Here is a 21,189-nt window from a genome sequence, read left to right as displayed (position 1 = left end):
CTTGGGGTAGCCTAACTTACGGTTGCGTAGCTTGAAGGAGATGAACTTTATGGTGATGAGTCAGACGGAGCTGCTGCACGAGCTCGAGCCGGTGGTGGCGAACGAGCTGGACCGCCATCTCAAGGTGGCCAAGGAGTGGTTCCCGCACGAGTACGTGCCGTGGAGCCAGGGCCGCGACTTCGACGGCGTCCTCGGCGGCGAGGCCTGGCAGCCCAGCGACTCGACCATCCCGGAGGCGGCCCGCATCTCGCTGATCGTCAACCTCCTCACCGAGGACAACCTCCCCAGCTACCACCACGAGATCGCCACCACCTTCGGCCGCGACGGCGCGTGGGGCACCTGGGTGGGCCGGTGGACCGCCGAGGAGGGCAGGCACGCCGTCGCCATCCGCGACTACCTGACCGTCACGCGTGCCGTCGACCCCGTCGCCCTCGAGCGCGCCCGCATGGTCCACATGGAGGGCGGGTTCCAGACCGAGTACTCCAGCATGCTGGAGCAACTGGCCTACGTCTCCTTCCAGGAACTGGCCACCCGCATCTCGCACCGCAACACCGGCAAGGCCGCGGGCGACCCCGACTGCGACCGCCTGCTCGCCAAGATCGCCGCTGACGAGAACCTCCACATGCTCTTCTACCGCAACCTGCTCAAGGCGGCCTTCGAGCTCGACCCCAACCAGACGATGCGCGCCATCACCGACGTCGTGACGACCTTCCAGATGCCGGGCACCACCATCGAGGGCTTCACCCGCAAGGCGATGATCATCGCCAACGAGGGGATCTACGACCTGCGCCTCCACCTCGACGACGTGCTCATGCCCGTGCTGCGCCAGTGGGGCGTCTTCGAGAAGACCGACCTGGACGGCGACGGCGCCAAGGCCCGCGACGAGCTGGCCGCCTTCCTGGACAGGACCGAGACGACTGCCACCAGGTTCGTCGAGCGCAGGGAGGAGCGCAGGGCACGCGCCGCGGCCATGCGATGATCTGCGGGTGCACCTGCTCATCACCCCCTCGCTAGCCGTCGTCGTCCTGCTGCTGGCGACGGCTACGCAGCGCCTGCTCGACGTCAGGTTCGGCCCGGTCCGCATGGTGCTGGCCGTCCTGCTGGGGATGACGCTCGCCCCGGTGTTCCTGGCGCCGGTCTTCCAGTCGTTCGAGAAGTTCGACCCCAACCGCGACCCCAGCCTCGGTCCGCTGTGGATCGTGATCCTGGTGTCGATGTGCGTCGTGCTCATCCCCATGGTCATCCTGGTGCTCGGCGAGGCGCTCGTGCCGCCAGGCTCCATACCGGGGCCGATCGAGCTGATCAGGTCGCTGCGCGGGCGCCTGGCCCGCGCCCGCCGCTACTCTCAGATCACCAGGATCGCCTTCCGCCACGGCCTGGGCCCCTACCTGAGAGGGAGGGGCGACGACCCCGGCGACCGGAGCGGCAGGGTACGGCTGGCCGCCTCGCTGCGCGAGGCCCTCGACGAGGGCGGCGTGACGTTCGTCAAGCTCGGGCAGGTGCTGTCCACCCGGCGCGACCTGCTGCCGCCCGAGTTCGTCGATGAGCTCGGCAAGCTGCAGGACCACGTCAAACCAGCCCCGTGGGAGGAGATCGCCGAGGTCGTCGACCTCGCCGCCTTCGCCTCCTTCGACCGCACGCCGCTGGCCGCCGCCTCGATCGCCCAGGTCCACGCGGCCCGGCTGCACGGCGGCGAGGAGGTCGTCGTCAAGGTCCAGCGGCCCGGCATCGCGCCGCTCGTCGCCCGGGACCTCGACATCGTCGCGCGGCTGGCCGCCACGCTCGAGGCGAGGACGAGGTGGGGCCGCTCGCTCGGCCTCAAGGAGCTGGCCGCGGGCTTCGCCGTGGCGCTGCGCGAGGAGCTCGACTTCCGCATCGAGGCGGGCAACATGGCCGCCGTCGCGGCCACGGCCACCGGTGCGGTCACCTATCCGACCCCCTACGAGCCGCTGTGCACCGACCGGGTGCTGGTGATGCAGCGCCTGTCGGGCAAGCCGCTGGCGACCGCCTCCCCGGCCGAAGGCCCGGCGCTGGCCCGCACGCTGCTCGAGTGCCTGCTGCGCCAGATCCTGCTCGACGGCGTCTTCCACGCCGACCCGCACCCCGGCAACATCATGCTGCTGTCCGACGGCGAGGTCGGCCTGCTCGACTTCGGCTCGGTCGGGCGCCTGGACGCCTCGCTGCGCGCCTCGCTGCAGCGCTTCCTGCTGGCGATGGACCGGCAGGACCCCCTCGGGGTCACCGACGCGCTCCTCGAGGTCGTGCCCAGGCCGGAGGACATCGACGAGGCGGCGCTCGAGCGCGCCCTCGGCCAGTTCATGGCCCGGCACCTGGGCCCCGGCATGGACAGCGTCGCCATGTTCACCGACCTGTTCAAGATCGTCTCCGCGTACGGCCTGTCGATCCCGCCGGAGGTCGCGGCCGTCTTCCGCGCGCTGGCCACGCTGGAGGGCACCCTCGTCCGGCTCTCGCCGGGCTTCAACCTCATCGGCGAGGCCAGGGCGTTCGCCGGGCGCTACCTGGCCGAGCAGGTCAACCCCGCCACCGTGAAGGAGGCGGTGACGCAGGAGGTCACCGCGCTGCTGCCGATGCTGCGGCGGCTGCCCCGGCGGATCGAGCGGATCGCCAGCGCGGCCGAGCACGGCAGGTTCACGATGAACGTACGGCCGCTGGGCGACGAGCGCGACCGCGCGTTCGTCACGCACCTGCTGCACCAGATCCTGCTGACGGTGCTCGGGGCGACGGCCGGGCTGATGGCGGTGCTGCTTCTCGGCACCGAGGGCGGGCCGGTGGTGATCGCCGGGCAGATGTCGCTGTTCCAGCTGATCGGCTACAACCTGCTGGTGGTCAGCTCGGTGCTCGTGCTGCGGGTGCTCATCCTCATCTTCCGCCGCAGACCACCCGCGTAGCGCCGCGGCACCGGTTCGCGCGCGGCCGCGGCGCCGGCCCGCGCGGGTCCCGGGGGTTCCGCGGGTCCGTGGATCGTCGAGTCGGGCGGCGTTCGGGGGCGCGGGGCTCGGGGGTTCCGCGGGTCCGTGGGTCGTCGAGTCGGGCGGGTCCGCGGGGTTCGGGGGCGCGGGGCTCGGGGGGCAAGGGGTCGAGGGCCCGGGAGTTCGGGGGCCTGGGGTTCGGGGAGGCGGGGGTGCGCGGGTCGGCCGGGTAGCGCCTGAGAGGGACCCGCGAAGATCACGCCGAGGGGCGACGCCCGGCGACGGCCGCGATTCCTAGCGTTCGCCGCATGATCAGGAAATCCCTCGCAGCCGGTGCGCTGCTGCTCGGCGCCGCCGCGTTCGCCGTCCCGTCCTCGCCCGGCGAACGGCTGGTCAGGGTCTACGGCGACCTCGCCACCGCCGACCGCGTGGCGGTCATCGTGCCGGGCACCGACACGACCGCCGCCACCTTCGAGAACGGCACTCACCGCCCGGGAGGAGCGGCCAGGGCGCTGCTGGCCGAGGCGCGCGCGATCGACCCCGGCACGAGGCTGGCGGTCGTCGCGTGGCTCGGCTACGACAGCCCGCGCCTGTGGAGCCTGGGCGCGATCACGCGCGTGGCGGCCGAGAGCGGCGCGGAGGAACTGCGCGCGTGGATGCGCGGCCTGCCGAAGGTGCCCGCGTCGCTGCTGTGCCACAGCTACGGCTCGGTCGTCTGCTCCCGCGCCGCGGCCCGACCACAGCCCGGACCACAGGCCGCCGACCTCGCCGACCTCGTCGTCGTGGGCAGCCCCGGCATGGGCGGCGCGCGTACGGCGGCCGCCGTCGGGCCGCGCGTCTGGGCCGGGCGGGGTGCTCGCGACTGGGTGGCCGACGTGCCCCATCTCACGGTGGGCCCGTTCGGGTTCGGCGCCGACCCGATGGACCCGGCGTTCGGCGCCCGGATCTTCGCCACGGGCCCCGGCGGGCACAGCGACTACTTCGACCCCGGCACCGCCTCCCTGCGCAACCTCGCCCTCATCGCGCTCGGCCGCGGCGCGGAGGTCGGCGGTGCTTGACGTCCGCGGGATCGAGGCCGCCACGCCGGTCGGCCGCGACAGGGGCGTCGACGCCCTGCGGGCGGCGGCCATCGTGGGCGTCGTGCTGGGCCACTGGCTGGTCAGCGCGTGGGAGCGCAACCCGCACCTGGTCATCTCCTCGCCGCTGGCGTACATGCCGGAGCTCGCGCCCGTCTCCTGGGTGCTCCAGACGCTCGCCCTGTTCTTCTTCGTCGGGGGCTACGCGGCTGCCCGGGGACTGCGCGCGCCCCACCGTTCGTGGATCGTGACGCGGCTGGGCCGCCTGGCCAGGCCCGTGCTGCCGCTGCTGCTGGGGTGGGCCGCCCTGGCGGTCATGGTGACGGTGCTGAACGGCCAGCCGATCACGTCGGTCCGCGCGCTGGCCAAGTCCGCCCTCGGCCCGCTGTGGTTCCTCGCCGTGTTCGCCGGGCTGAGCGCGCTCACGCCGTGGCTGGTCAGGACGCGGGCGGTGGTGGTCGGCGTGGCGGTCGCGGTCGTGGCGCTGGTGGATCTGCTGCGGTTCGGGCTGGGCGCCCCCACCGCGGTCGGGTGGGTGAACCTCGGGGCGGCGTGGCTGGTGCCGTACCTGCTGGGCATCCTGTGGGCCCGCGGCGAGCTGCGCCCGCGCAGGGACGGAGCCTGGCTGCTGGCGGGCGGCGGCGCGGCGGCGTTCGCGCTGGTGGCCAGGGGCGGCTATCCGGCGGCCATGATCGGGATCACCGGGCGGCAGTTCTCCAACCTCAGCCCGCCCACGCTGGCCGCGGTCTGCTTCGGCCTCGCCCAGGTGGGCCTCGCGCTGCTGCTGCACGGGCCGCTGGGCGCGCTGATGCGCCGGCCGCGGCTGTGGGCGCCGGTGGCGCTGGCCAACCTGGGGGCCATGCCGATCTTCCTGTGGCACCAGACGGCGCTGGTGGTGACCGTGCTCGCCGGCGGCCTGTACGGCAGGCCCGACACGCCCGCCTGGCTGCTCGAACGGCTGGCCTGGCTGCCCGTCGTCGCGGCGGTCCTGCTTTTCATGACATGGTGTCACCAACGGCTTGACGTGAGGCGCCGATTTTGGTGACACTATGTCATGACCTTCTCCGAGACGCTGCGCAACGCCACCTGGGGCGACCACGAGTCCGCCGAGGACGAGAGCTACCTCAAGGAACTCATGGCCGGGCGGCTCAGCGCCGAGGAGTACGGCGAGATGGTCGCCCAGCACTACTTCGCCTATCTCGCCCTCGACGGCGTCGCCGAGCGCCTGGCCGACCACCCCGTGGCGGGAGCCTTCGTCTTTCCTTCCCTGTACCGGCAGGCCGCACTCGAACGCGACCTGGCCGCCATCTACGGCCCCTCCTGGCGCGAGCGCATCGCCCCCTCCAAGGCGACCAGGACACTGGTGGCCCGCATCGAGCAGATCGCCGACTGGCCGGGCGGCTACATCGCCCACCACTACACGCGCTACATGGGCGACCTGTCCGGCGGCCAGTTCATCAGGATGGAACTGCAGAAGATCTACGGGTACGGCAAGGGCGGCGGCGTCGACTTCTACATCTTCGACGAGGTCGGTTCGCTGCCCCGGTTCAAGAACGAGTACCGGGCCAGGCTCGACGCCCTGACCGCCGACGAGGCCGAACAGCAGCGCATCATCCGCGAGGTGCGCCTGGCCTACCAGCTCAACACCGAGGTCCTGACCGAGCTGCTGCGCGCCATCAGGCCCGCGGCCTAACATGGGCTCATGCCCAGGATCTCCGCCGCGACGATCGGCGAGCACCGCGCCCAGACGCAGGACCGGATCCTGCAGGCGGTCTCCCGGCTGTCGCGCGTCCAGGGCATCCAGGAGATCTCGATGACGGACGTGGCGCAGGAGGCGGGCATCACCCGCACCGTGCTCTACAACTACTACCCCGACAAGGCGGCGCTGCTGCTGGCGTTCACCGAGCGGGTGACCCACTACTTCATCGAGTCCTACACCAGGGAACTGCCCGCCTCCGCCACGCCCGCCGAGCGGCTGCGCGCCTTCATCCGGCTCCAGCTGGCCGGGCTCCTCGCACACCCCCACCCGGGAGCGGCGGGGCTCAGCGCCGCCCTCGGGCCCGACGCCTACCAGCGGCTGGCCGAGCACGTGGCGCCGATGCAGCGGATCCTGGTCGAGATCCTCGACTCCGGGGCGAGCTCCGGCGACTTCCAGATGCAGGACGTGGCGGCGACGGCCCGCATGATCCTCGCGGTGATCGGCGCCGAGCGGGAGTCGTTGATCAGCGGTCGGGTGAGCGTGGAGGCGGCCGAGGAGATCGTCTCCGGGTTCGTGCTACGCGCCCTGAACAGCACCCTCTGACCACCTGTCCCCAGGCCCTTCTCTGCACGCGGCGTTGTGGGCCGCGTCGGGCTCCTGCGGCGCGCCGGGCGGCACCGCCCCACCCTCCGCCGTCGCGCCCAGCGGGGCTATGTCTCGTCCTCCGCCTTCGCGCCCAGGGCCGGTGTGCTGCCCGCGGTGAGCAGGTAGCAGCCGTTGACCTGGCCCCGACCCGCCCAGCACCGGCTGGTCCGTGTCTCCGGCCGTCCGCCCAGTTCTGGCTTGTCCGGGGCTCCGGCCGCGTTCGGCAGGTACCGGCTGGTCCGTGGCTTCGGTCACCCGCTCCGTACTGGGGTCCTGGGCTCTGGCCGTCCGCCCGGTACCGGCTCGTCCGTGGCTTCGGCCGTCCGATAGGCGCCCGTCGAAGGCCGGACTCCCGCATCTCCGAATCTGTCGGTCCCGTCGGATAGCTTCCGATCACCGATCCGACGAGGAGGTCCACGTTGTTCCGTCAGGGAGACATCCTGATCGTGCCGGTGGCGGAGGAGTCCGTGCCCGCACGGGTCAAAACCCTCCCCCGGCCCCGCGCGACTCCCGTGGCCGCCTGGTCCTCGCGCTGGGTGAGGCGACCGGCCACGCCCACGCCATCCCCGGCCCTGGCACCCTCCTGCTCGACGACGCCTACACCGGTGCCGACTACCTCCACCTTCCCGCCGGCACCCGCCTCGTCCACGAGGAACACGACGCGATCATGCTGCCGAAGGGCTGGTTCCGGGTGGTGCGGCAGCGCGAGTACGTCCCCGGCTCCTACCGCACGGTCGCCGACTGACCGACCGGCCGGCCGACGCCCGAGACATCCCCCTCTCCCAGGAAGCCTCCGACCCTGATGACGACCCCCGCAGCACCCGCGCCCCTGCCGGCTGAGCTGGCCGACCACCTGACCGCAGCCGCCCGCCGCTGGCGCGACACCGCCCGCACCGCAGGCCCCGCTGATCGCACCGCCGCCGAGCTCGGGGTACGGCGCGCCTACCGCAATGCCGGTCTCCCTGAGCCCGAGCGGATCGTCTGGCTCGCCTCCCCCGCGCAGGGCGCGCTCGCCGCTGCACTCCTCGTCGGCGACGCGAACACGGTCCGCACGTTCCACGAGGCCGGCCTCACCGCCCACATCGGACCGGTTCTCACCGCCCTCACACCCCGGACGCCCGGCGATCCCACATCCGAGCCGCCCTCCACCCTCACGCCGCCACACTCGTCATCGGCGTCCCCAGGAAACGCCCCGGACCCCATCGCGGCCCCAGACACCGTTGCCGCCCCAGGCATCATCGCCGGTCTGGAGAGCGTTGCCGCTCCGGGCGCTGTTGCAGCCCTGGACCCCATTGCGGCCCCAGGCACCGTTGCCGGTCTGGAGACCGTTGCCGCTCCGGGCACTGTTGCAGCCCTGGACCCCATTGCGGCCCCGGGCGTCATTGCCGGTCTGGAGACCGTTGCCGCTCCGGGCACTGTTGCCGCTCCGGGCGCCGTCGCTGCCCCGAACACCACTGCGGCCCCGGGCACTGTCGCTCCTGCAACCACTGCGGCTCCCGAAGCCACTGACGCTCCGGAAGCCACTGCCGACCCGGACATCCTGGTCGCGCAGCTGAACGATCTCCGCGCCATCGCTGGTGCCTCCGTGCGCCACGCCGTACGGAACCTGCCATGGGAGCGGGCCCGCGCCGCGGCCGCCACCTCCCTGGGCACGGTGGCGTGGCCGCGCGCCTGGGCGCTCACCGGCGACCTGCTGTGGCCGGAGGTGAACACTCTCGCCGCCGATCTGCGCCGCGCGATCGGCAACCTGCCCCAGTCCGCCACCACCGGCGACACCTACAGCGCCCCTCGGGTCGACGGCCGCGACACGGATGACGACGCCGCCGCGCTCCTCCGTGAGCAGGCCGGGTCGCTCCTCCGCCAGGCCACGCTCGACGCGGTCCTCGGACAGCACGAGGCGCCGTGGCTCGCCCTGTTCGATGGTCTCACTGCCCACGCGACGGCCAGGCCGGACGGCGGGACAGGGGCGCCGGACAGCTCGATGGGGGCGCTCGACGGCCTGGCGCAGGTGGCCAAGGCGGCCGGGTGGTGGTGGCCGTTCGAGCGGCTGGCGATCGTCTGCGAGCGTCCGGCCGACCTGCACCTTGACGACCTGGGACGGTTGCACCGCGCCGACGGCCCCGCGATGGGGTTCCCTGACGGGTTCGCGCTGCACGCGTGGCACGGCATGCCGGTGCCCGCCTCGTTCGGCGTGGCCATGGCCGGGCTCGACGCCAAGCGGATCCAGGCCCAGGAGAACGCCGAGCTGCGCCGGGTGATGCTCGAACACTACGGCTACGAACGGTATCTGGCGGAGTCAGGCGCCAAACCCACACACGAGGACGAGACCGGTGTGCTGTGGCGTATCGACCTGGCGGACGACGAGCCGGTGGTGATGGTGGAGGTGGTCAACTCCACTCCCGAACCGGACGGCACCAGCCGCACGTACTTCCTGCGCGTGCCGCCGTGGGTGACTCGGGCGCGTGAGGGCGTGGCGTGGACGTTCGGGGTGTCCGAGCAGGAATATCAGCCCGAGAAGCAGACCTGACCAGGCCTGACGCGAGCCATCCGGGCCTCGCGCCCCAAGACCTGCCCGGGTACGGGGCGCGCGGTCGCACGTAGCTCACCGCCGGAGCGCGCTACGAACTGTTCCGATCGCAACCGCGACTGCCCTCTCGGCCTGAGGGGTGCTCGGGCCGGGTTCCAGAAGTGCGGGGCCCGAAGTGATGGCCAGATGGCGCGGAGACAGGAACGTGGGCCGGTGGTCTGCGGTCCAGGAACGCAGGCGGCCTTCTCGCCGAGGGACTGGCGGCTGTCTCATCGGGGGGAAGTCCATCCGTGCCCGGGAAGAGCTGGGGGTGGGCCGGCCTCATGAGCGGCGGTTTCCGGTTCAGCGGGGCGGACCCGTCGATCCCGAAGCGCGTCCGGTGGTGACCGGATCAGTGGGGGGCCACATGGCCGGGATGCGTTCCAGGACGCCGCCGCTGAACGTGTCGTACAGCCCCAGCGGCTCCAGGTGCACGTAGCCGATGTGGCAGTCGCACACCTCCAGCGGGCATCCGCGAGGAGCGAGCGCCCGCAGGGCGGTCCCGTCGTACAGGTTGCCGAGCACGGCCGGCACGAAGTGGCAGCGGCGCACGGTGCCCTCCCCGTCCACCGACACCACGCTCTCCCCGGTACGGCAGGCAAGCCCCAGGCTCCGGTGCGGGAACCTGCTGTGGCGGAACAGCGGGTCGACGCCGGTCCACGCGGCCGCCTCGTCGTCGGTGTAGGTGTGTCCCTCGGCCGCGTTGATCCACACGTAGACGGAGGGCGGCAGTGCCTCCCGCAGGGCACGCGCCTCGGCGAGGTGTTCGGGCAGGCCGACGACGCCGACGCTGAAGCGCACGCCGAGTGCGGTCAGTTCCGCGCATCTGGCCAGGAACCGCTGCCTGGTGACCTGCCCCGGGTGGTAGGTGGTCCAGAGGGCGAGCGCCGTGAGGTCGGCGGTGGGCAGCCAGGACGTCCGGAAGCTGAGGTTGGTCTGGATGGCGACGCGTGGCACGTGCGGGAGATGGCTGAGCTCGACGAGCGCGCGACGGTACCAGGATCGGACGGCGCCCTCGCCCCACGGCGTGAACAGCACCGACACCTGGAAGGGCTGCTCGGCGACCCATGCGGTGAAACGTTCGAGGGCGGCCCGGTCGGCACGCAGTTGCTCGGGCGTGTCGCGGCGCTTGGCGAACGGGCAGTAGGGGCAGTCGTAGTCGCAGCTGGCCAGGGGCCCGCGGTAGAGGATCGTCAGGTGCTCAACGCTGGTCATAGCTCTCCATCAGCGCCTGGACCTCGGTGGAGAACAGCGACGGCCCGATGGTGTCGGAGTGGGCCAGCCCGTCGGCGGTCAGCCAGGCGCGTGCCGTGTCGGTCTCGATCCAGCCGCGGGTGACGAACGGCGTGAGGTCGAAGTCGTCGAGCACCTCGGTGCCGAACTCCTCCCGGTATCCGGCCAGGGACAGCCCGGGGACCTGGAGCAACGACTGGATGAGGTGGCGGCGGCGGCGCTCGGCGGCGTCGAGGACGAAGCCGACGTTGGCGTGGTCGAAGCTTCCGGCTCGGACGTACTCGTCGATGATCGCGCGGACGTGTCGGACGCCGACGGCGTACTCGAAGGAGTAGTGCAGGTGCGAGGTGTAGGAGCGCGCGCCGCAGCCGAGGCCGATCATCCCGTCGGTCTGGCAGCAGTACTCGGTCGCAGCCCCCACCGGGGTCGGCGCGGCCGGCACCGGAGGACCCGCCGGGGCCGATCCGAGAGCCTCCGCCGCCGTGCTCCCCGCCAGGCGGAACATGCGCATCGACACCTGTTCGTACCCGTTGGCCAGCAGGTGGTCGCGTCCGATCCGGTACAGCGTGAGCCGCTGGTCGTCCCATTCCTTGCCGAGCAGCCCGAGGCCGGTCAGCGGCCGGACGTACAGCGGATACAGGTAGATCTCTTCCGGTTTCCAGTCGAGCGCGGCGTTCAGCGAGTAGAGCCACGACCGCGGGGTCTGCCCGTCGATGCCGTAGATCAGGTCGATGTTCAGCGTTGGGATCCCGGCCGCGCGGATGGTCGCCAGCGCCCGCTCGACCTCGGTACGGCGCTGCGGCCGGACCGCCGCGCGCGCCTCGGCGTCGATGAAGCTCTGCACGCCGATCGACACCCGCGTGGTGCCGCGTTCGGCGAGGACGGCCAGCCGGTCAGGGGTGGCGGTGGCGGGCGACGTTTCGACACCGAGCGGGATGGCGGTGAAGTCGGCCCCCATGGCCCGAGTCGCCAGGTCGAACAGCCTGGTGAGCTCGGCGGCCGACAGGTAGGTGGGGGTGCCGCCGCCGATGGCGGCGGTCGCGAATCGCGCGTCCGGTACGGCCCGCCGTACGGCGTGGGCCTGCCGTTCGAGCGCGGACAGGTAGGCGGCGACGAGCTCCTCGGGCGCGCCGGTCCTGGTGAACAGGTTGCAGAAGCCGCAGCGCATCTCGCAGAACGGGATGTGCAGGTAGAGGAAGAGCGCGTCGGTGCGCTCCCGCTCCCACACCGACGCCAGCGACGGCCGCGGATCGAGCGGCCGGTAGGCGGTCTTGTGTGGGTATGCGTAGACATATCCCTGGTATGGCGAACCCTGGTGCGGCGCGCTCACGCCCACGCCCCTTTCTCCAGCACGAACTCCCCGTAGGGGACGGTCCACACCACCGGATGGCCGATGCGGTGCCCGACATGTCCGTCTTCGCCGTAGGCGGTGCCGTGGTCGGAGCACACGATCGCCAGGCACGGCCGCCGCGCCGTCATCACCGCGAACAGCCTGGCCAGCTGCCGGTCGACGTACTCCAGCGCCGCCGCGTGGCTGTCGATCGAGTCGCCTGGCCCGCCGGAGTAGAACCAGTTCGGCTGGTGCAGCGCCGACACGTTGACGAACAGGAAGACGGGCCGCTCCACCCGCTCGACCGCCGCCGCCGCGCACGCGATCTGCGCCTCGAAGGACGAGGGCGACGTCACCCCGAAGGAGGGGTCCCAGTGCGACTCGGCGAACAGGGACGGCAGCGCCGAACCCAGTGGCGTGAGCTTGTTGAAGAACCCGACGCCACCGACGCACACCGTGTGATAGCCGGCCGCGGCCAGCCCGGTCGGCAGGTCGGCCGCCTCGAACCGCCACGTGCCCGGCGCGGTCGTCTCGCTGCCGGGGAAGGCGGCGGCGAACAGCCGTGGGTGCGGGCCCGGCGCGACGGGGGTCGGCAGGAACCCGGCCAGGATCGCGGCGTGCGCGGCGTAGGTGAAGCTGCCCGGCGTGTGGCGCTCCTCCCACACCCCGCCGGGCAGGACGGCGGCGAGCGTCGGCAGCCGTCCCGCGGCCAGCAGGTCGGCCGCCACGTCGTAACGCAGCGTGTCGAGCGTCACCAGCAGCAGGTCATGGCTGCCGATGACGGCGTTCATGTCACGCACGCGCGCCCGCCTCGACCTCGTCGTCACGCCCGGCACCCGCGCGGGCGCGCACGTGTGTCTCGCCCTCGTCGTCACGCCCGGCGGCCACGTAGGGGAGCGCCCGAGTCTCGCAGGGGAGCGTCCGCGCCTCGTAGGGGAGCGTCCGCGCCTCGTTGGGGAGCGTCCGAGTCTCGCCGGAGAGGGTCCGCGCCTCGCAGGGGAGCACCTGCGTCTCGCAGGAAAGCACCTGCGTCTCGTAGGCGCGCACCTGCGTCTCGTAGGTGTCGAGCCCCTCGGCGCCGCTGCCCGGCAGCCCGGTCAGGCCGGGCAGCAGGTCGCCGAACGCGTTGACCTCCGCCACCGCGAAGCGCCGCAGGCTCGCGCCCACCATCAGGTCGACGCCGACCGCCGGGCTGCGCGGGAAGCAGGCCGCCGCCCGCGCGCAGATCTCCAGCGCCCTGGCCCACCCTGCGGGGCCGAGCGCCGCCATGACCGTCTCCAGCGAGCCGCGCGCGCCGCCCAGGTGCAGGTTCGTCATCGGCGCCCGGCTGGTGCGGACGACCGCGTGCGTGGGCCGTCCGGCCACCACGACCACCCGCAGGTCGAACACCCGGCCGCCGACGGCTGCCTTGGGGAACCACTCCTCGACGTGCAGCCCGTCGGGCGCCAGCGCGTCGACGATCGCGGCGACGGTGGTCTCGTCGTGGTAGTCGCGCACCCGCAGCGAGTTGTGTAGCTCTCTCCCGGCCGGCTCGACCGACGTCGTCGCCTTCACCAGCGAGCCGTTCGTCTGGAAGGCGACGACGCCCGAGGCCGACGAGCCGTGCGCGGGTTTGACGAACACCCTGGCCATCCCGCGGTCGGCCATGAGCCGCCGCAGGTCGGCGTAGCCGCCGACGGGCGCGGGGCCGAGCGCCGCCGGGACCGGCACCCCCGCGGCGGCGAGCCGCGCGTGCGTGCGCCGTTTGTCGAACATCTCCGCGATCTCGCCCACGTCGCCCAGCACCCGCGCCCCCGCGGCCGACGCCGCGTCCGCCATCCTGGCGAGCCCGGCGACGAGGCGGGAGTGCCACAGCGCGCCGCCGCCCACCCGGGTCGGCGCGCCGGGGCCGCGCAGCAGCGCGTCGGTGGCGGTGTCCTCGCCCGGCGAGTCGATCCGCACCCGGGCACCCGGCGGGATGGCGATCTGACCCGCCAGCACGTCAGGCCAGGCGACCACCTGGGGCGGGCGCAGGCCGTACCGGGTGAGGGCGGCGGCGAACATCGTCACCCGCCGGTCCCCGGGGGTGCCGACGACGACGTAGGTCATTCCGGCACCGCGACGTGGCGGGTGCCGGGTGACCAGTCGTAGCTGCGGCCGGTGGTGCCGGCCACCGGCTCGACGCCGGGCAGCGCGGCCCGCAGCCGCGCGACGTGCGCGAAGACCGTCATTCGGACACCGCCACGTAGCGCCACTCGTCGTCCTCGTCCTGCCGGTCGGACAGGTCCACCTCGACTCCGGCCAGCGCGGCGCGTACCCGCTGCTGCATGGCGTCGCTCAGATAGTGGTGGCTCAGGTCGAGCGAGCGCAGGTGGGTCAGCGGCTGGCCGGACAGCAGCGCCTCCGCGCCGGTGTCGCTCAGCGTGCCCATCGACAGGTCGAGCGACTCCAGCCTGGCCACGATCGGCGCCGCCGCCACCGCGGCGGCGACCTCGTCCTGCAGCTCGCTGTCCTGCAACCCGAGGTGGCGCAGCGCGGGCAGCCGCTCGCCGCGCAGGATCCGCGCCCAGTCGGCGGGGCGCGAGTCGCCGGAATAGTTCTCCTCGCCCAGCCACAGCTCCAGATGGCGCAGCGCGGGTAGCGAGCTGTCGCCGACCGCGCGCACCACGCCGGCGGGCAGCCCGCCCGACTCGAAGCGGAGCGTCTCCAGCGACTCGTGGACCACGGGGGCGAGCTTCAGCCCGGTGCCGCCGCGCACGTCGAGCCGCCGCAGCCGGGGGAAGGCGGTCAGCAGCGGGGTGACGTCGCCGTGCTCGATCCAGGAGATCTCGCACTCCTCGGACACGATGTCGCCGACGAAGACGGCCTCGAGCGCGGTCAGGCGGTCGGCGGCGGCGGTGATCGACGCGATGGGGATGTCAGAGCGCTGCCCCTCCCACCCCGCGCCCCACCAGCCCACGACGAGCGCCCTGATCGAGCCCGGGTCGACGGTGGCCAGCAGCCGCTCGAAGCTGTCGGCGAAGGTGGGCTTCTCCTCGTCGAACGGCGCGGCGGCCACCCGCCAGGCCACGTTCCCCGGGTCCTCGCCGGACAGCACGGCGCCGCGCCAGGCCGCGTCCCCGGGGGCGTCCTCGGCGACGTCCCGAGGATCGTCGCCCAGCTCGCGGACGGCGAGCCCGTGGAAGGACTCCAGGTGCTGGTAGATGTTCAACGGGTCTCCTTGAAGGGGGGAGTCCAGTCCTACCAGAGCCCTACGACAAGATTGCAGTCATGGACGTCCAGCTCAAATCCGCACGGGGGAGGTGGATCCTGGCGGCGACCGTGCTCGGTTCCGGCCTGGCCCTCCTCGACAGCACGATCGTCAACGTCGCCCTACCGGCGCTGCGCGCCGAGCTGAACGCCGACATGGCCGGCCTCCAGTGGACGGTCAACGCCTACACCCTCACCTTGGCGGCCCTGATCCTGCTCGGCGGCTCGCTCGGTGACCGCTACGGCCGCCGCAAGATCTTCCTCATCGGCACCGTCTGGTTCGCGCTGGCCTCCGCGCTGTGCGGGCTCGCGCCCAACATCGAACTGCTGGTCCTGGCCCGCGCCCTGCAAGGCATCGGCGGCGCGCTGCTCACACCGGGCTCGCTGGCCATCATCCAGTCGAACTTCGCCCCGGGCGACCGGCCGCGGGCGGTGGGCGCGTGGTCGGGCATGACCGGCGTGGCGGCCGCGATCGGCCCGCTGGTGGGCGGCTGGCTGGTGGAGCACGCGGGCTGGCGCTGGGCGTTCCTGGTCAACCTGCCGTTCGCCGTGCTGGTGGTCGTCATGACGATCAAGCACGTGCCGGAGACGAAGGACGAGCAGGCCGCCGGCAGATTCGACGTCCTCGGCTCGGTCCTGGCCGCGCTGGCCCTGGCCGGCATCACCTACGGGCTGACCGAGGAGGGCCAGGTGCTGCCGCTGATCGGCGGCCTGGTGGCCGGGATCGCCTTCGTGGTGCTGGAGATCCGCCGCTCGCCCGACGCGCTGGTGCCGGTGGGCCTGTTCAGGAACGCCGTCTTCAGCGCGGTGAACGTGGTCACGCTGATCATGTACGCCGCGATGGGCGTGGTCTTCTTCCTGCTGACCCTGCAGCTGATGACGGTCGCGGGCTTCGACGCCGTCGCCGCCGGTTCGGCGCTGCTGCCGGTGACGATCCTCATGCTGCTGCTGTCGGCGCGGGCCGGCGAGACGGCCAAGAGGTACGGCCCGCGGCTGCCGATGACGGTGGGCATCCTCGTGGCGGGTGCCGGGTTCCTGCTGATGAGCACGATCGACAAGGGCTCCAGCTACTGGCTGCACGTCCTGCCGGCCGTCTCGGTCTTCGGCCTCGGCCTGTCGGCGGCGGTGGCGCCGCTGACCGCGACCGTGCTCGCCACGGCCGACGACCGCTACGCCGGTACGGCGAGCGGCATCAACAACGCCGTCGCCAGGACCGGCAGCCTGCTGGCGGTGGCGGCGATCCCGCCGCTCGTCGGCCTGACGGGCGACGCGGTCAGCGATCCCCGGATGTATGCCGCGGGATTCACCAGGGCGATGCTGATCAGCGCCGGCATGATGGCCGTCGCCGCGCTGATCACCTTCGTCACGATCAGGACGAACGTGCTGGCGCCGGACAGCCGTCAGCGCTCTCAGAACGTGAAGGACTGACTGCGCACGCTGTTGTCGAAGTTGGACACCAGCAGCTCCGGCTCGCCCACCGACCTGACGCCGGGCAACCTGGTCAGCAGCTCGCGGAACATCGTCCGCATCTCCTGCCTGGCCAGGTTGGCCCCGAGGCAGAAGTGCGGCCCCGGGCCGCCGAAGCCGACGTGCGGCTTGGTGTCGCGGGTGATGTCGAAGGCGTCAGGGTCGGGGAAGACGTCCTCGTCGCGGTTGGCCGAGCCGTAGAACAGGACCACCCGGTCGCCCTTCCTGAGCCGCAGGCCGCGCAGGGAGTAGTCGTCGGTGACGGTCCTGCGGAACTGGATGATCGGCGAGACGTGCCTGACCATCTCCTCGATCGCCCCGTTGATGTGCCCGTCGAAGTCGCTCATCAGCAGCTCGCGCTGGTCGGGGTGGTCGGTCAGCAGCTTGATGCCGTGGGCCATCGTGTTGCGCGCCGTCTCGTTGCCGGCCACCAGCAGCAGCGCGAAGAACGAGCCGAGCTCCTTGTCGGTGAGCTTCTCGCCGTCGGGGTTGGCCGTGACCAGGGCCGAGACCAGGTCGGTGCCGGGGTCGGCGACGCGCTGGTGGCCGAGCTGGATGACCATGCGCTGCAGGGCCAGCAGCGCGACCACGTTCTTGCCGGCCAGGCGGGCGCTCTGCAGCACGCTCGGCCGCACGCCGCTGTAGGCGGTCGAGGCGTCGACGTGCTCGTGGACCTTCGCCCGGTACTCCTCGGGAATGCCCATCATGTCGCAGATGACGTGGATGGGCAGGCGGGCGGCGACCTGCGAGACGAAGTCGCGGGGCCCGGCGGCGATCACGTCGTCGACGATCCGCCGGCACGCCTTCTCGATGTCGGCCTGCAGGTTCTGCAGCATCTTGGGACTGAAGGCGCGCGAGACGATGCGCCGGAGCCTGGCGTGCCGGGGGTCGTCCATGTTGACCATCGACTCGCCGAACACGTGCTTGACCCAGCCGGGCGGCTCGGGGTTGGTGACCGCGGGCTCGCTGGAGAAGATCTTCGCGTTACGGCTGGCCTCGACGACGTCGGCATGCCTGACCAGGGCGTAGAACCCGGTGCCCGACCGTAGCAGCGGGACCTTCTTCTCCGGGAAGAAGACCGGATGCTCCAGCTGCCGGAGCCTGGTGAACGCCTCCTGCCGTTCCTTGAGTGGCTTGCGCCAGAAATCCAGGTCCGCGAGGTCGATGTCCACCCGTCTATCCTGGCACGTTCCCGAGGTGTTAAGGCCAGGTTCGGCGGGCCTGGGGACCATCCGGGCATGAACGTCTCGCGCACCGCCCTGCTCGTCGGCGCCTGCCTCAGCGCTCCCTTCCTTCCCGCGAGCACCGCCACCGCGACGATCGCCCCCGCGACCGCCTCCGCGGTGATCCCCGCGGCTGTCGCCGCGACCGCCCCCGCGCCTGCCGCCGCCCCCACGGGCTCCTGCGGCGGGCGCCCGTCGGACTTCGACGGCGACGGCCTGCCCGACCTCGCCGTCGCGGCGCCGTACGAGAGTGTGGCGGGCCACGCCCGCGCGGGCTCGGTCACGATCATGTACGGCTCCGGGCAGCAGGCCAGGCTCTCCCAGGCCACCCCCGGCGTGCCGGGCGACCCGGAGAACGGCGACTCCTTCGGATCGGCCCTCGCCGTCGGCGACTTCGACGGCGACGGCTGCGCCGATCTCGCGGTCGGCGTGTCGGAGGAGTTCTTCGGCACGCCGGTCCCCGGCTCCGACGGCCACGGCGCCGTCCAGCTCTTCCACGGCTCGCCGCGCGGGCTGGTCCCGGGCAGGCAGCTGTCGTCCTCCCGGCCCGGCTCCGACCGGTACGGCGCGGCGCTGGCGGCCGGCGACCTCGACGGCGACCGGGCCGACGAGCTGGTCATCGGCGCGCCCGCGATGGGCGCCGGCGGCACGGTCGTCGTCCACGGCTTCAAGGGCCGCGCGCGGTACCGGATCACGCAGCGCGGCCTGCGCCAGACGGGCCTGGTCACCGACCAGTTCGGCGCCGCGCTGACCACCGGCGACTTCGACGGCGACGGCAAGGACGAGATCGCGATCGGCGCCCCCGCCGACACGGTCCGCCTGGACGGCCAGGGCTCGGTGACGGTCGTCGATCCGCGCGCCCGCCGTGCCGTGCAGTACACCCAGTCCTCACCCGGCGTGAAGGGCGCCGCGGAGAAGTGGGACGCCTTCGGCGCCGCGCTGGCCGCCGCCGACTTCGACGCCGACGGTCGCGACGAGCTGGCGATCGGCGTGCCGGGCGAGGGCCTGAGCGCCAACCAGCGGGCCATGGACTACGGCGACGGCATGGTCCACGTCCGCTACGGCACCGGCCGCTGGGAGGCGTGGACGCAGCGCCTGCTGAAGGGGACGCCGCGGTACTACGACAGGTTCGGCGCGGCGCTGGCGGCGGGCGACTTCAACGGCGACGGCGACGCCGAGCTGGCGGTCGGCGTGCCGGGGGAGAACTCCGTACAGGTCCTGGCCGGCGCCAGGAAGGGCGGCCTGGCCAGGCACGGCGACGTGCTGATCAAGGGCAGGGGCCGCGACTTCGGCGCCTCCCTGTCCACGCTCGCCGTCGGCGGGCGCTACCGCACGCTGTCGGCGGCCACCGGCGGCGTCAGGGGTCTCACTGTGAAGGGGCGCACCGTGAAGGGACGCACCGTCAAGGGGCGCACCGTCAAGGGACGCAGCATCAAGGGACGCGGCGTCAAGAGCGGCGGCGTCGACGGGCTGGTGGTGGCGGCGCCCGGCACGGGCGTGGTGACCTACGTGCCGGGCTCCCGCCGTCCCGGGCCCTACCACGGGCTGCGGCCGAGCCGGGCCCGCACGCTGGCCAGCGGCGACGGCCTGTTCGGCTACGCCTTCGGCTGACCGGGGGCTCATCCCACCTGTCGTGGCAGGGCCGCCAGGTCGCCGGGCCCCCTGAAGTGGACGCCGGTGATGCCGAGCCGCGCGGCGGCCTCGACGTTCTCCAGCCGGTCGTCGACGAACGTCACCTCGTGCGGGCGGGCGTCCAGCCCGTCGAGCACGGCGAGATAGATCTCCGGGTCGGGCTTGACCAGGCCCATCCTGGCGCTGTAGAAGCGCGGCCCGATGCCGGCCAGCCAGGGCAGGCCGTCGATCCCCTCGGCGACGCATGCGGGGGCGTTGGACAGCAGCGCGACGCGCGGCAGCCGTTCCATGACGGCCACGGTGCCGGGGTTGGGGTACGACCAGCTGGCGACGTCCAGCCCGACGAGGGTGGCCAGCTCCTCGTCGCCGACGTCGCGGCCGAGCGCGAGGGACCAGAAGGCGCGCGGGGTCAGCGTGCCCCGGTCGAAGTCCAGGCGGTGCGCCCAGTAGCCGCGCTCGAAGGACTCCAGGTCGGCGCCCGCGGCGCTCGCCATGGCGGCGACGTCCGCCTGCGGCTGGGGGAGGGACAGGACGTTTCCGTAGTCGAAGAGCACCCAGGTCATGACGAAGACGCTAACCCACCGATCGATCAGGCGTGGGCGGGCGCCGGGGCGGGTCAGCGGCCGGGCGGGGTGGCGGGGATGGTGAGCGACCTGGCGGTCCTGGCGGGGGCGCCCTTGCGGGAGATGTGGTCGAGGGTCCTGAAGTCGACCGACAGCTCCGACGCGGTGAGCCTGGCGGCGATGTAGCCGCGCCGCTGGTCGATGTAGGAGATGTGCGGGTTCTCTGCCAGCGCCTCGGCGATCCACGCCTTGTCGCGGTAGCCGTCGCCGTCGCTGGCGATGGAGGAGGTCACCAGCTCGCGGGCGACCACGGGCGAGGAGGGGTCGTCGAAGTCGAGCTTGAGCTCGGCCGCGTGGTGCATGTGGGCGTCGCCGGTCAGCACCACCGGGTTGGCGCTCTCCCGCATCCACCCGAGCAGGCGGTCGCGCTCGGGCGCGTAGCCGTCCCAGGAGTCCAGGTTGACCTCGCGGCCCGGCCCGACCTTGTAGTCGCGCTGCGCCATGATGATCTGCTGGCCGAGCAGGTTCCACCGGGTGGGCGACGTGCGCAGGCCCTCCGCCAGCCAGCGCCGCTGCGCGTCGCCCAGGAGGGTACGGCCCGCCGACAGGCGCTCGTCGCAGGAGGCGCGCACCCCGTCGAGGCAGGCCTGATCGTCCCTGAACTGGCGGGTGTCGAGCAGGTGGAAGCGGGCCAGCGTGCCCCACGAGACCCGCCGGTTGACCCGCAGGACCGCGCCCTGGACGCTGGCGCGGCGCAGCGGCATGTTCTCGTAGTAGGCGCGGAAGGCCATCATCCTGCGCCGGGCGAAGTCGGGGGCGCCGGTGCTGGAGACGGGCCCCGCCCAGTTGTTCTCCACCTCGTGGTCGTCGAAGGCCACCAGCCACGGCGCGACGGCGTGCGCCTTCTGCAGGTCACGGTCGCTCTTGTACTGCGCGTGGCGCAGCCGGTAGTCGGCCAGGGTCTCACACTTGCCGGGGGTGTGGGTGCGGACCCTTCCGGCCAGCGCGGTGTAGCCGCTCGGGCCGTACTCGTACATGTAGTCGCCCAGGTGCACGACCAGGTCGGGCTCCTGCTCGGCCAGACGGCGGTAGGCGGTGTAGTAGCCGTGCTCGTAGTGGGCGCAGGCGGCCACCACGAAGTCGAGCGGCTGGGCGCCCTGCGGCGTCGTCCTGGTACGGCCGGCCCGCGACAGCCTGCCCTCGGTCCTGAACCGGTAGAAGTACTCCCGTCCCGGCTCCAGCCCCTGCGCCTCGACGTGGACGCTGTGCGCGGTGTCGGGCGTGGCGCTCGCCGTACCGGACCGGACGATCCTGGAGAAGCGCTCGTCGGCGGAGATCTGCCAGTCGACGTCGAAGGAGCGCGAGGGCATGCCGCCGCGCCCGTCCCCGCTCAGGGGGTCGAGCGCGAGCCTGGTCCACAGCACGAAACCGTCGGTGGTGGGGTCTCCCGAGGCGACGCCGAGCGTGAACGGGTCACCCGCGAGGGCCCGCGAGGGCGGCAGGAAAGGCTGGGAGGGCGGAAGGAGGAAGGAGGCGGCCGTGGCGGCGAGGAAGGTTCTGCGTTCCACGCCCCAGGTATGTCCTCCTCCGCTGACCC

At 72.6% G+C, this 21,189-nt stretch carries 19 protein-coding genes; 9 read left to right on the top strand and 10 right to left on the bottom strand.

Annotation, left to right across the window (positions count from 1 at the left end; genetic code table 11):
• Nucleotides 1-55 precede the first annotated feature (55 nt).
• The 6 genes from ABZX22_RS40355 (at nt 56) to ABZX22_RS40330 (ending at nt 6,308) form a co-directional block, all read left to right on the top strand.
• Nucleotides 56-979: an acyl-ACP desaturase gene (locus tag ABZX22_RS40355; RefSeq protein ID WP_354920886.1), complete on the top strand. Its 924-nt coding sequence runs from the start codon at nt 56-58 to the stop codon at nt 977-979.
• Nucleotides 980-986: 7 nt separating this feature from the next.
• The gene (locus ABZX22_RS40350) at nt 987-2,909 is read left to right on the top strand and encodes an AarF/UbiB family protein (protein ID WP_354920883.1); all 1,923 of its coding nucleotides are present in this window, start codon (nt 987-989) and stop codon (nt 2,907-2,909) included.
• A 329-nt stretch (nt 2,910-3,238) separates the two neighbouring features.
• Nucleotides 3,239-3,988, top strand: coding sequence for an alpha/beta hydrolase (locus tag ABZX22_RS40345; RefSeq protein ID WP_354920880.1), 750 nt, complete (start codon nt 3,239-3,241; stop codon nt 3,986-3,988).
• A complete protein-coding gene (locus tag ABZX22_RS40340) occupies nt 3,981-5,051 on the top strand; it encodes an acyltransferase (protein WP_354920877.1) in 1,071 nt (356 codons plus the stop codon). The genes ABZX22_RS40345 and ABZX22_RS40340 overlap by 8 nt, the downstream gene beginning before the upstream one ends.
• A 9-nt stretch (nt 5,052-5,060) precedes the next feature.
• Nucleotides 5,061-5,699, top strand: a complete 639-nt coding sequence (locus tag ABZX22_RS40335; protein ID WP_354920875.1) for a biliverdin-producing heme oxygenase — start codon at nt 5,061-5,063, stop codon at nt 5,697-5,699.
• 9 nt (nt 5,700-5,708) lie between these two features.
• Nucleotides 5,709-6,308: a TetR/AcrR family transcriptional regulator gene (locus tag ABZX22_RS40330; RefSeq protein WP_354920872.1), complete on the top strand. Its 600-nt coding sequence runs from the start codon at nt 5,709-5,711 to the stop codon at nt 6,306-6,308.
• A 469-nt stretch (nt 6,309-6,777) separates the two neighbouring features.
• Here ABZX22_RS40330 and ABZX22_RS40325 read toward each other — a convergent pair whose 3' ends face one another.
• Entirely contained in the window at nt 6,778-7,008 is a 231-nt protein-coding gene (locus ABZX22_RS40325; RefSeq protein WP_354920869.1) for a hypothetical protein, read from the bottom strand.
• A 144-nt stretch (nt 7,009-7,152) separates the two neighbouring features.
• On the opposite strand from ABZX22_RS40325, the gene ABZX22_RS40320 reads away from it, so the two are divergent.
• Nucleotides 7,153-8,877 (top strand): DUF6745 domain-containing protein, encoded by a 1,725-nt coding sequence (locus ABZX22_RS40320; protein WP_354920866.1) that lies wholly within the window; start codon nt 7,153-7,155, stop codon nt 8,875-8,877.
• Nucleotides 8,878-9,219: 342 nt separating this feature from the next.
• On the opposite strand, the gene ABZX22_RS40315 is transcribed toward ABZX22_RS40320, so the two are convergent.
• From ABZX22_RS40315 to ABZX22_RS40290, 6 genes are read right to left on the bottom strand one after another with little or no spacing between them, the layout of a single operon-like run.
• Entirely contained in the window at nt 9,220-10,131 is a 912-nt protein-coding gene (locus ABZX22_RS40315; RefSeq protein WP_354920863.1) for an STM4011 family radical SAM protein, read from the bottom strand.
• Nucleotides 10,118-11,479: an STM4012 family radical SAM protein gene (locus ABZX22_RS40310; protein ID WP_354920860.1), complete on the bottom strand. Its 1,362-nt coding sequence runs from the start codon at nt 11,477-11,479 to the stop codon at nt 10,118-10,120. Before ABZX22_RS40310 ends, ABZX22_RS40315 begins: the two co-directional genes overlap by 14 nt.
• Nucleotides 11,476-12,270 carry an STM4013/SEN3800 family hydrolase gene (locus ABZX22_RS40305; RefSeq protein ID WP_354920964.1) on the bottom strand — a complete coding sequence of 265 codons (795 nt, stop codon included), beginning with the start codon at nt 12,268-12,270 and terminating at the stop codon, nt 11,476-11,478. The genes ABZX22_RS40310 and ABZX22_RS40305 overlap by 4 nt, the downstream gene beginning before the upstream one ends.
• Before the next feature lies 1 nt (nt 12,271).
• Nucleotides 12,272-13,567, bottom strand: coding sequence for an STM4014 family protein (locus ABZX22_RS40300; RefSeq protein WP_354920857.1), 1,296 nt, complete (start codon nt 13,565-13,567; stop codon nt 12,272-12,274).
• On the bottom strand, nt 13,564-13,689 hold the full coding sequence (locus ABZX22_RS40295; protein ID WP_354920854.1) for a hypothetical protein: 126 nt from the start codon (nt 13,687-13,689) through the stop codon (nt 13,564-13,566). The genes ABZX22_RS40300 and ABZX22_RS40295 overlap by 4 nt, the downstream gene beginning before the upstream one ends.
• Nucleotides 13,686-14,669: an STM4015 family protein gene (locus tag ABZX22_RS40290; protein WP_354920851.1), complete on the bottom strand. Its 984-nt coding sequence runs from the start codon at nt 14,667-14,669 to the stop codon at nt 13,686-13,688. Before ABZX22_RS40290 ends, ABZX22_RS40295 begins: the two co-directional genes overlap by 4 nt.
• 59 nt (nt 14,670-14,728) lie before the next feature.
• On the opposite strand from ABZX22_RS40290, the gene ABZX22_RS40285 reads away from it, so the two are divergent.
• Nucleotides 14,729-16,135, top strand: coding sequence for an MFS transporter (locus ABZX22_RS40285; protein ID WP_354920848.1), 1,407 nt, complete (start codon nt 14,729-14,731; stop codon nt 16,133-16,135).
• Here ABZX22_RS40285 and ABZX22_RS40280 read toward each other — a convergent pair.
• A complete protein-coding gene (locus tag ABZX22_RS40280; protein WP_354920845.1) occupies nt 16,117-17,346 on the bottom strand; it encodes a cytochrome P450 in 1,230 nt (409 codons plus the stop codon). The genes ABZX22_RS40285 and ABZX22_RS40280 overlap by 19 nt on opposite strands.
• A gap of 66 nt (nt 17,347-17,412) precedes the next feature.
• Between ABZX22_RS40280 and ABZX22_RS40275 the strand changes: the two genes are divergently transcribed.
• Entirely contained in the window at nt 17,413-19,008 is a 1,596-nt protein-coding gene (locus ABZX22_RS40275) for an FG-GAP and VCBS repeat-containing protein (protein ID WP_354920842.1), read from the top strand.
• 8 nt (nt 19,009-19,016) lie between these two features.
• Here the strand turns inward: ABZX22_RS40275 and ABZX22_RS40270 are convergent, their stop codons facing one another.
• Both ABZX22_RS40270 and ABZX22_RS40265 read right to left on the bottom strand, forming a co-directional pair.
• Nucleotides 19,017-19,592 carry an HAD family phosphatase gene (locus ABZX22_RS40270; RefSeq protein WP_354920839.1) on the bottom strand — a complete coding sequence of 192 codons (576 nt, stop codon included), beginning with the start codon at nt 19,590-19,592 and terminating at the stop codon, nt 19,017-19,019.
• A 53-nt stretch (nt 19,593-19,645) separates the two neighbouring features.
• The gene (locus ABZX22_RS40265; protein ID WP_354920836.1) at nt 19,646-21,160 is read right to left on the bottom strand and encodes an alkaline phosphatase D family protein; all 1,515 of its coding nucleotides are present in this window, start codon (nt 21,158-21,160) and stop codon (nt 19,646-19,648) included.
• Nucleotides 21,161-21,189: the final 29 nt, after the last annotated feature.

Source organism: Nonomuraea sp. NPDC003804 (assembly GCF_040610675.1).
Classification (GTDB): domain Bacteria; phylum Actinomycetota; class Actinomycetes; order Streptosporangiales; family Streptosporangiaceae; genus Nonomuraea.
This window is presented reverse-complemented; position numbering and strand designations above follow the sequence as displayed.

What these genes read in the sequence shown, in the direction of transcription:
- ABZX22_RS40320 (WP_354920866.1), top strand. Translation starts at nt 7,153, where the DNA reads ATGACGACCCCCGCAGCACCCGCGCCCCTGCCGGCTGAGCTGGCCGAC.
- ABZX22_RS40315 (WP_354920863.1), bottom strand. Translation starts at nt 10,131, where the DNA reads ATGACCAGCGTTGAGCACCTGACGATCCTCTACCGCGGGCCCCTGGCC.
- ABZX22_RS40305 (WP_354920964.1), bottom strand. Translation starts at nt 12,270, where the DNA reads ATGAACGCCGTCATCGGCAGCCATGACCTGCTGCTGGTGACGCTCGAC.
- ABZX22_RS40345 (WP_354920880.1), top strand. Translation starts at nt 3,239, where the DNA reads ATGATCAGGAAATCCCTCGCAGCCGGTGCGCTGCTGCTCGGCGCCGCC.
- ABZX22_RS40330 (WP_354920872.1), top strand. Translation starts at nt 5,709, where the DNA reads ATGCCCAGGATCTCCGCCGCGACGATCGGCGAGCACCGCGCCCAGACG.
- ABZX22_RS40295 (WP_354920854.1), bottom strand. Translation starts at nt 13,689, where the DNA reads ATGACGGTCTTCGCGCACGTCGCGCGGCTGCGGGCCGCGCTGCCCGGC.
- ABZX22_RS40285 (WP_354920848.1), top strand. Translation starts at nt 14,729, where the DNA reads ATGGACGTCCAGCTCAAATCCGCACGGGGGAGGTGGATCCTGGCGGCG.
- ABZX22_RS40275 (WP_354920842.1), top strand. Translation starts at nt 17,413, where the DNA reads ATGAACGTCTCGCGCACCGCCCTGCTCGTCGGCGCCTGCCTCAGCGCT.
- ABZX22_RS40355 (WP_354920886.1), top strand. Translation starts at nt 56, where the DNA reads ATGAGTCAGACGGAGCTGCTGCACGAGCTCGAGCCGGTGGTGGCGAAC.
- ABZX22_RS40335 (WP_354920875.1), top strand. Translation starts at nt 5,061, where the DNA reads ATGACCTTCTCCGAGACGCTGCGCAACGCCACCTGGGGCGACCACGAG.
- ABZX22_RS40270 (WP_354920839.1), bottom strand. Translation starts at nt 19,592, where the DNA reads ATGACCTGGGTGCTCTTCGACTACGGAAACGTCCTGTCCCTCCCCCAG.
- ABZX22_RS40300 (WP_354920857.1), bottom strand. Translation starts at nt 13,567, where the DNA reads ATGACCTACGTCGTCGTCGGCACCCCCGGGGACCGGCGGGTGACGATG.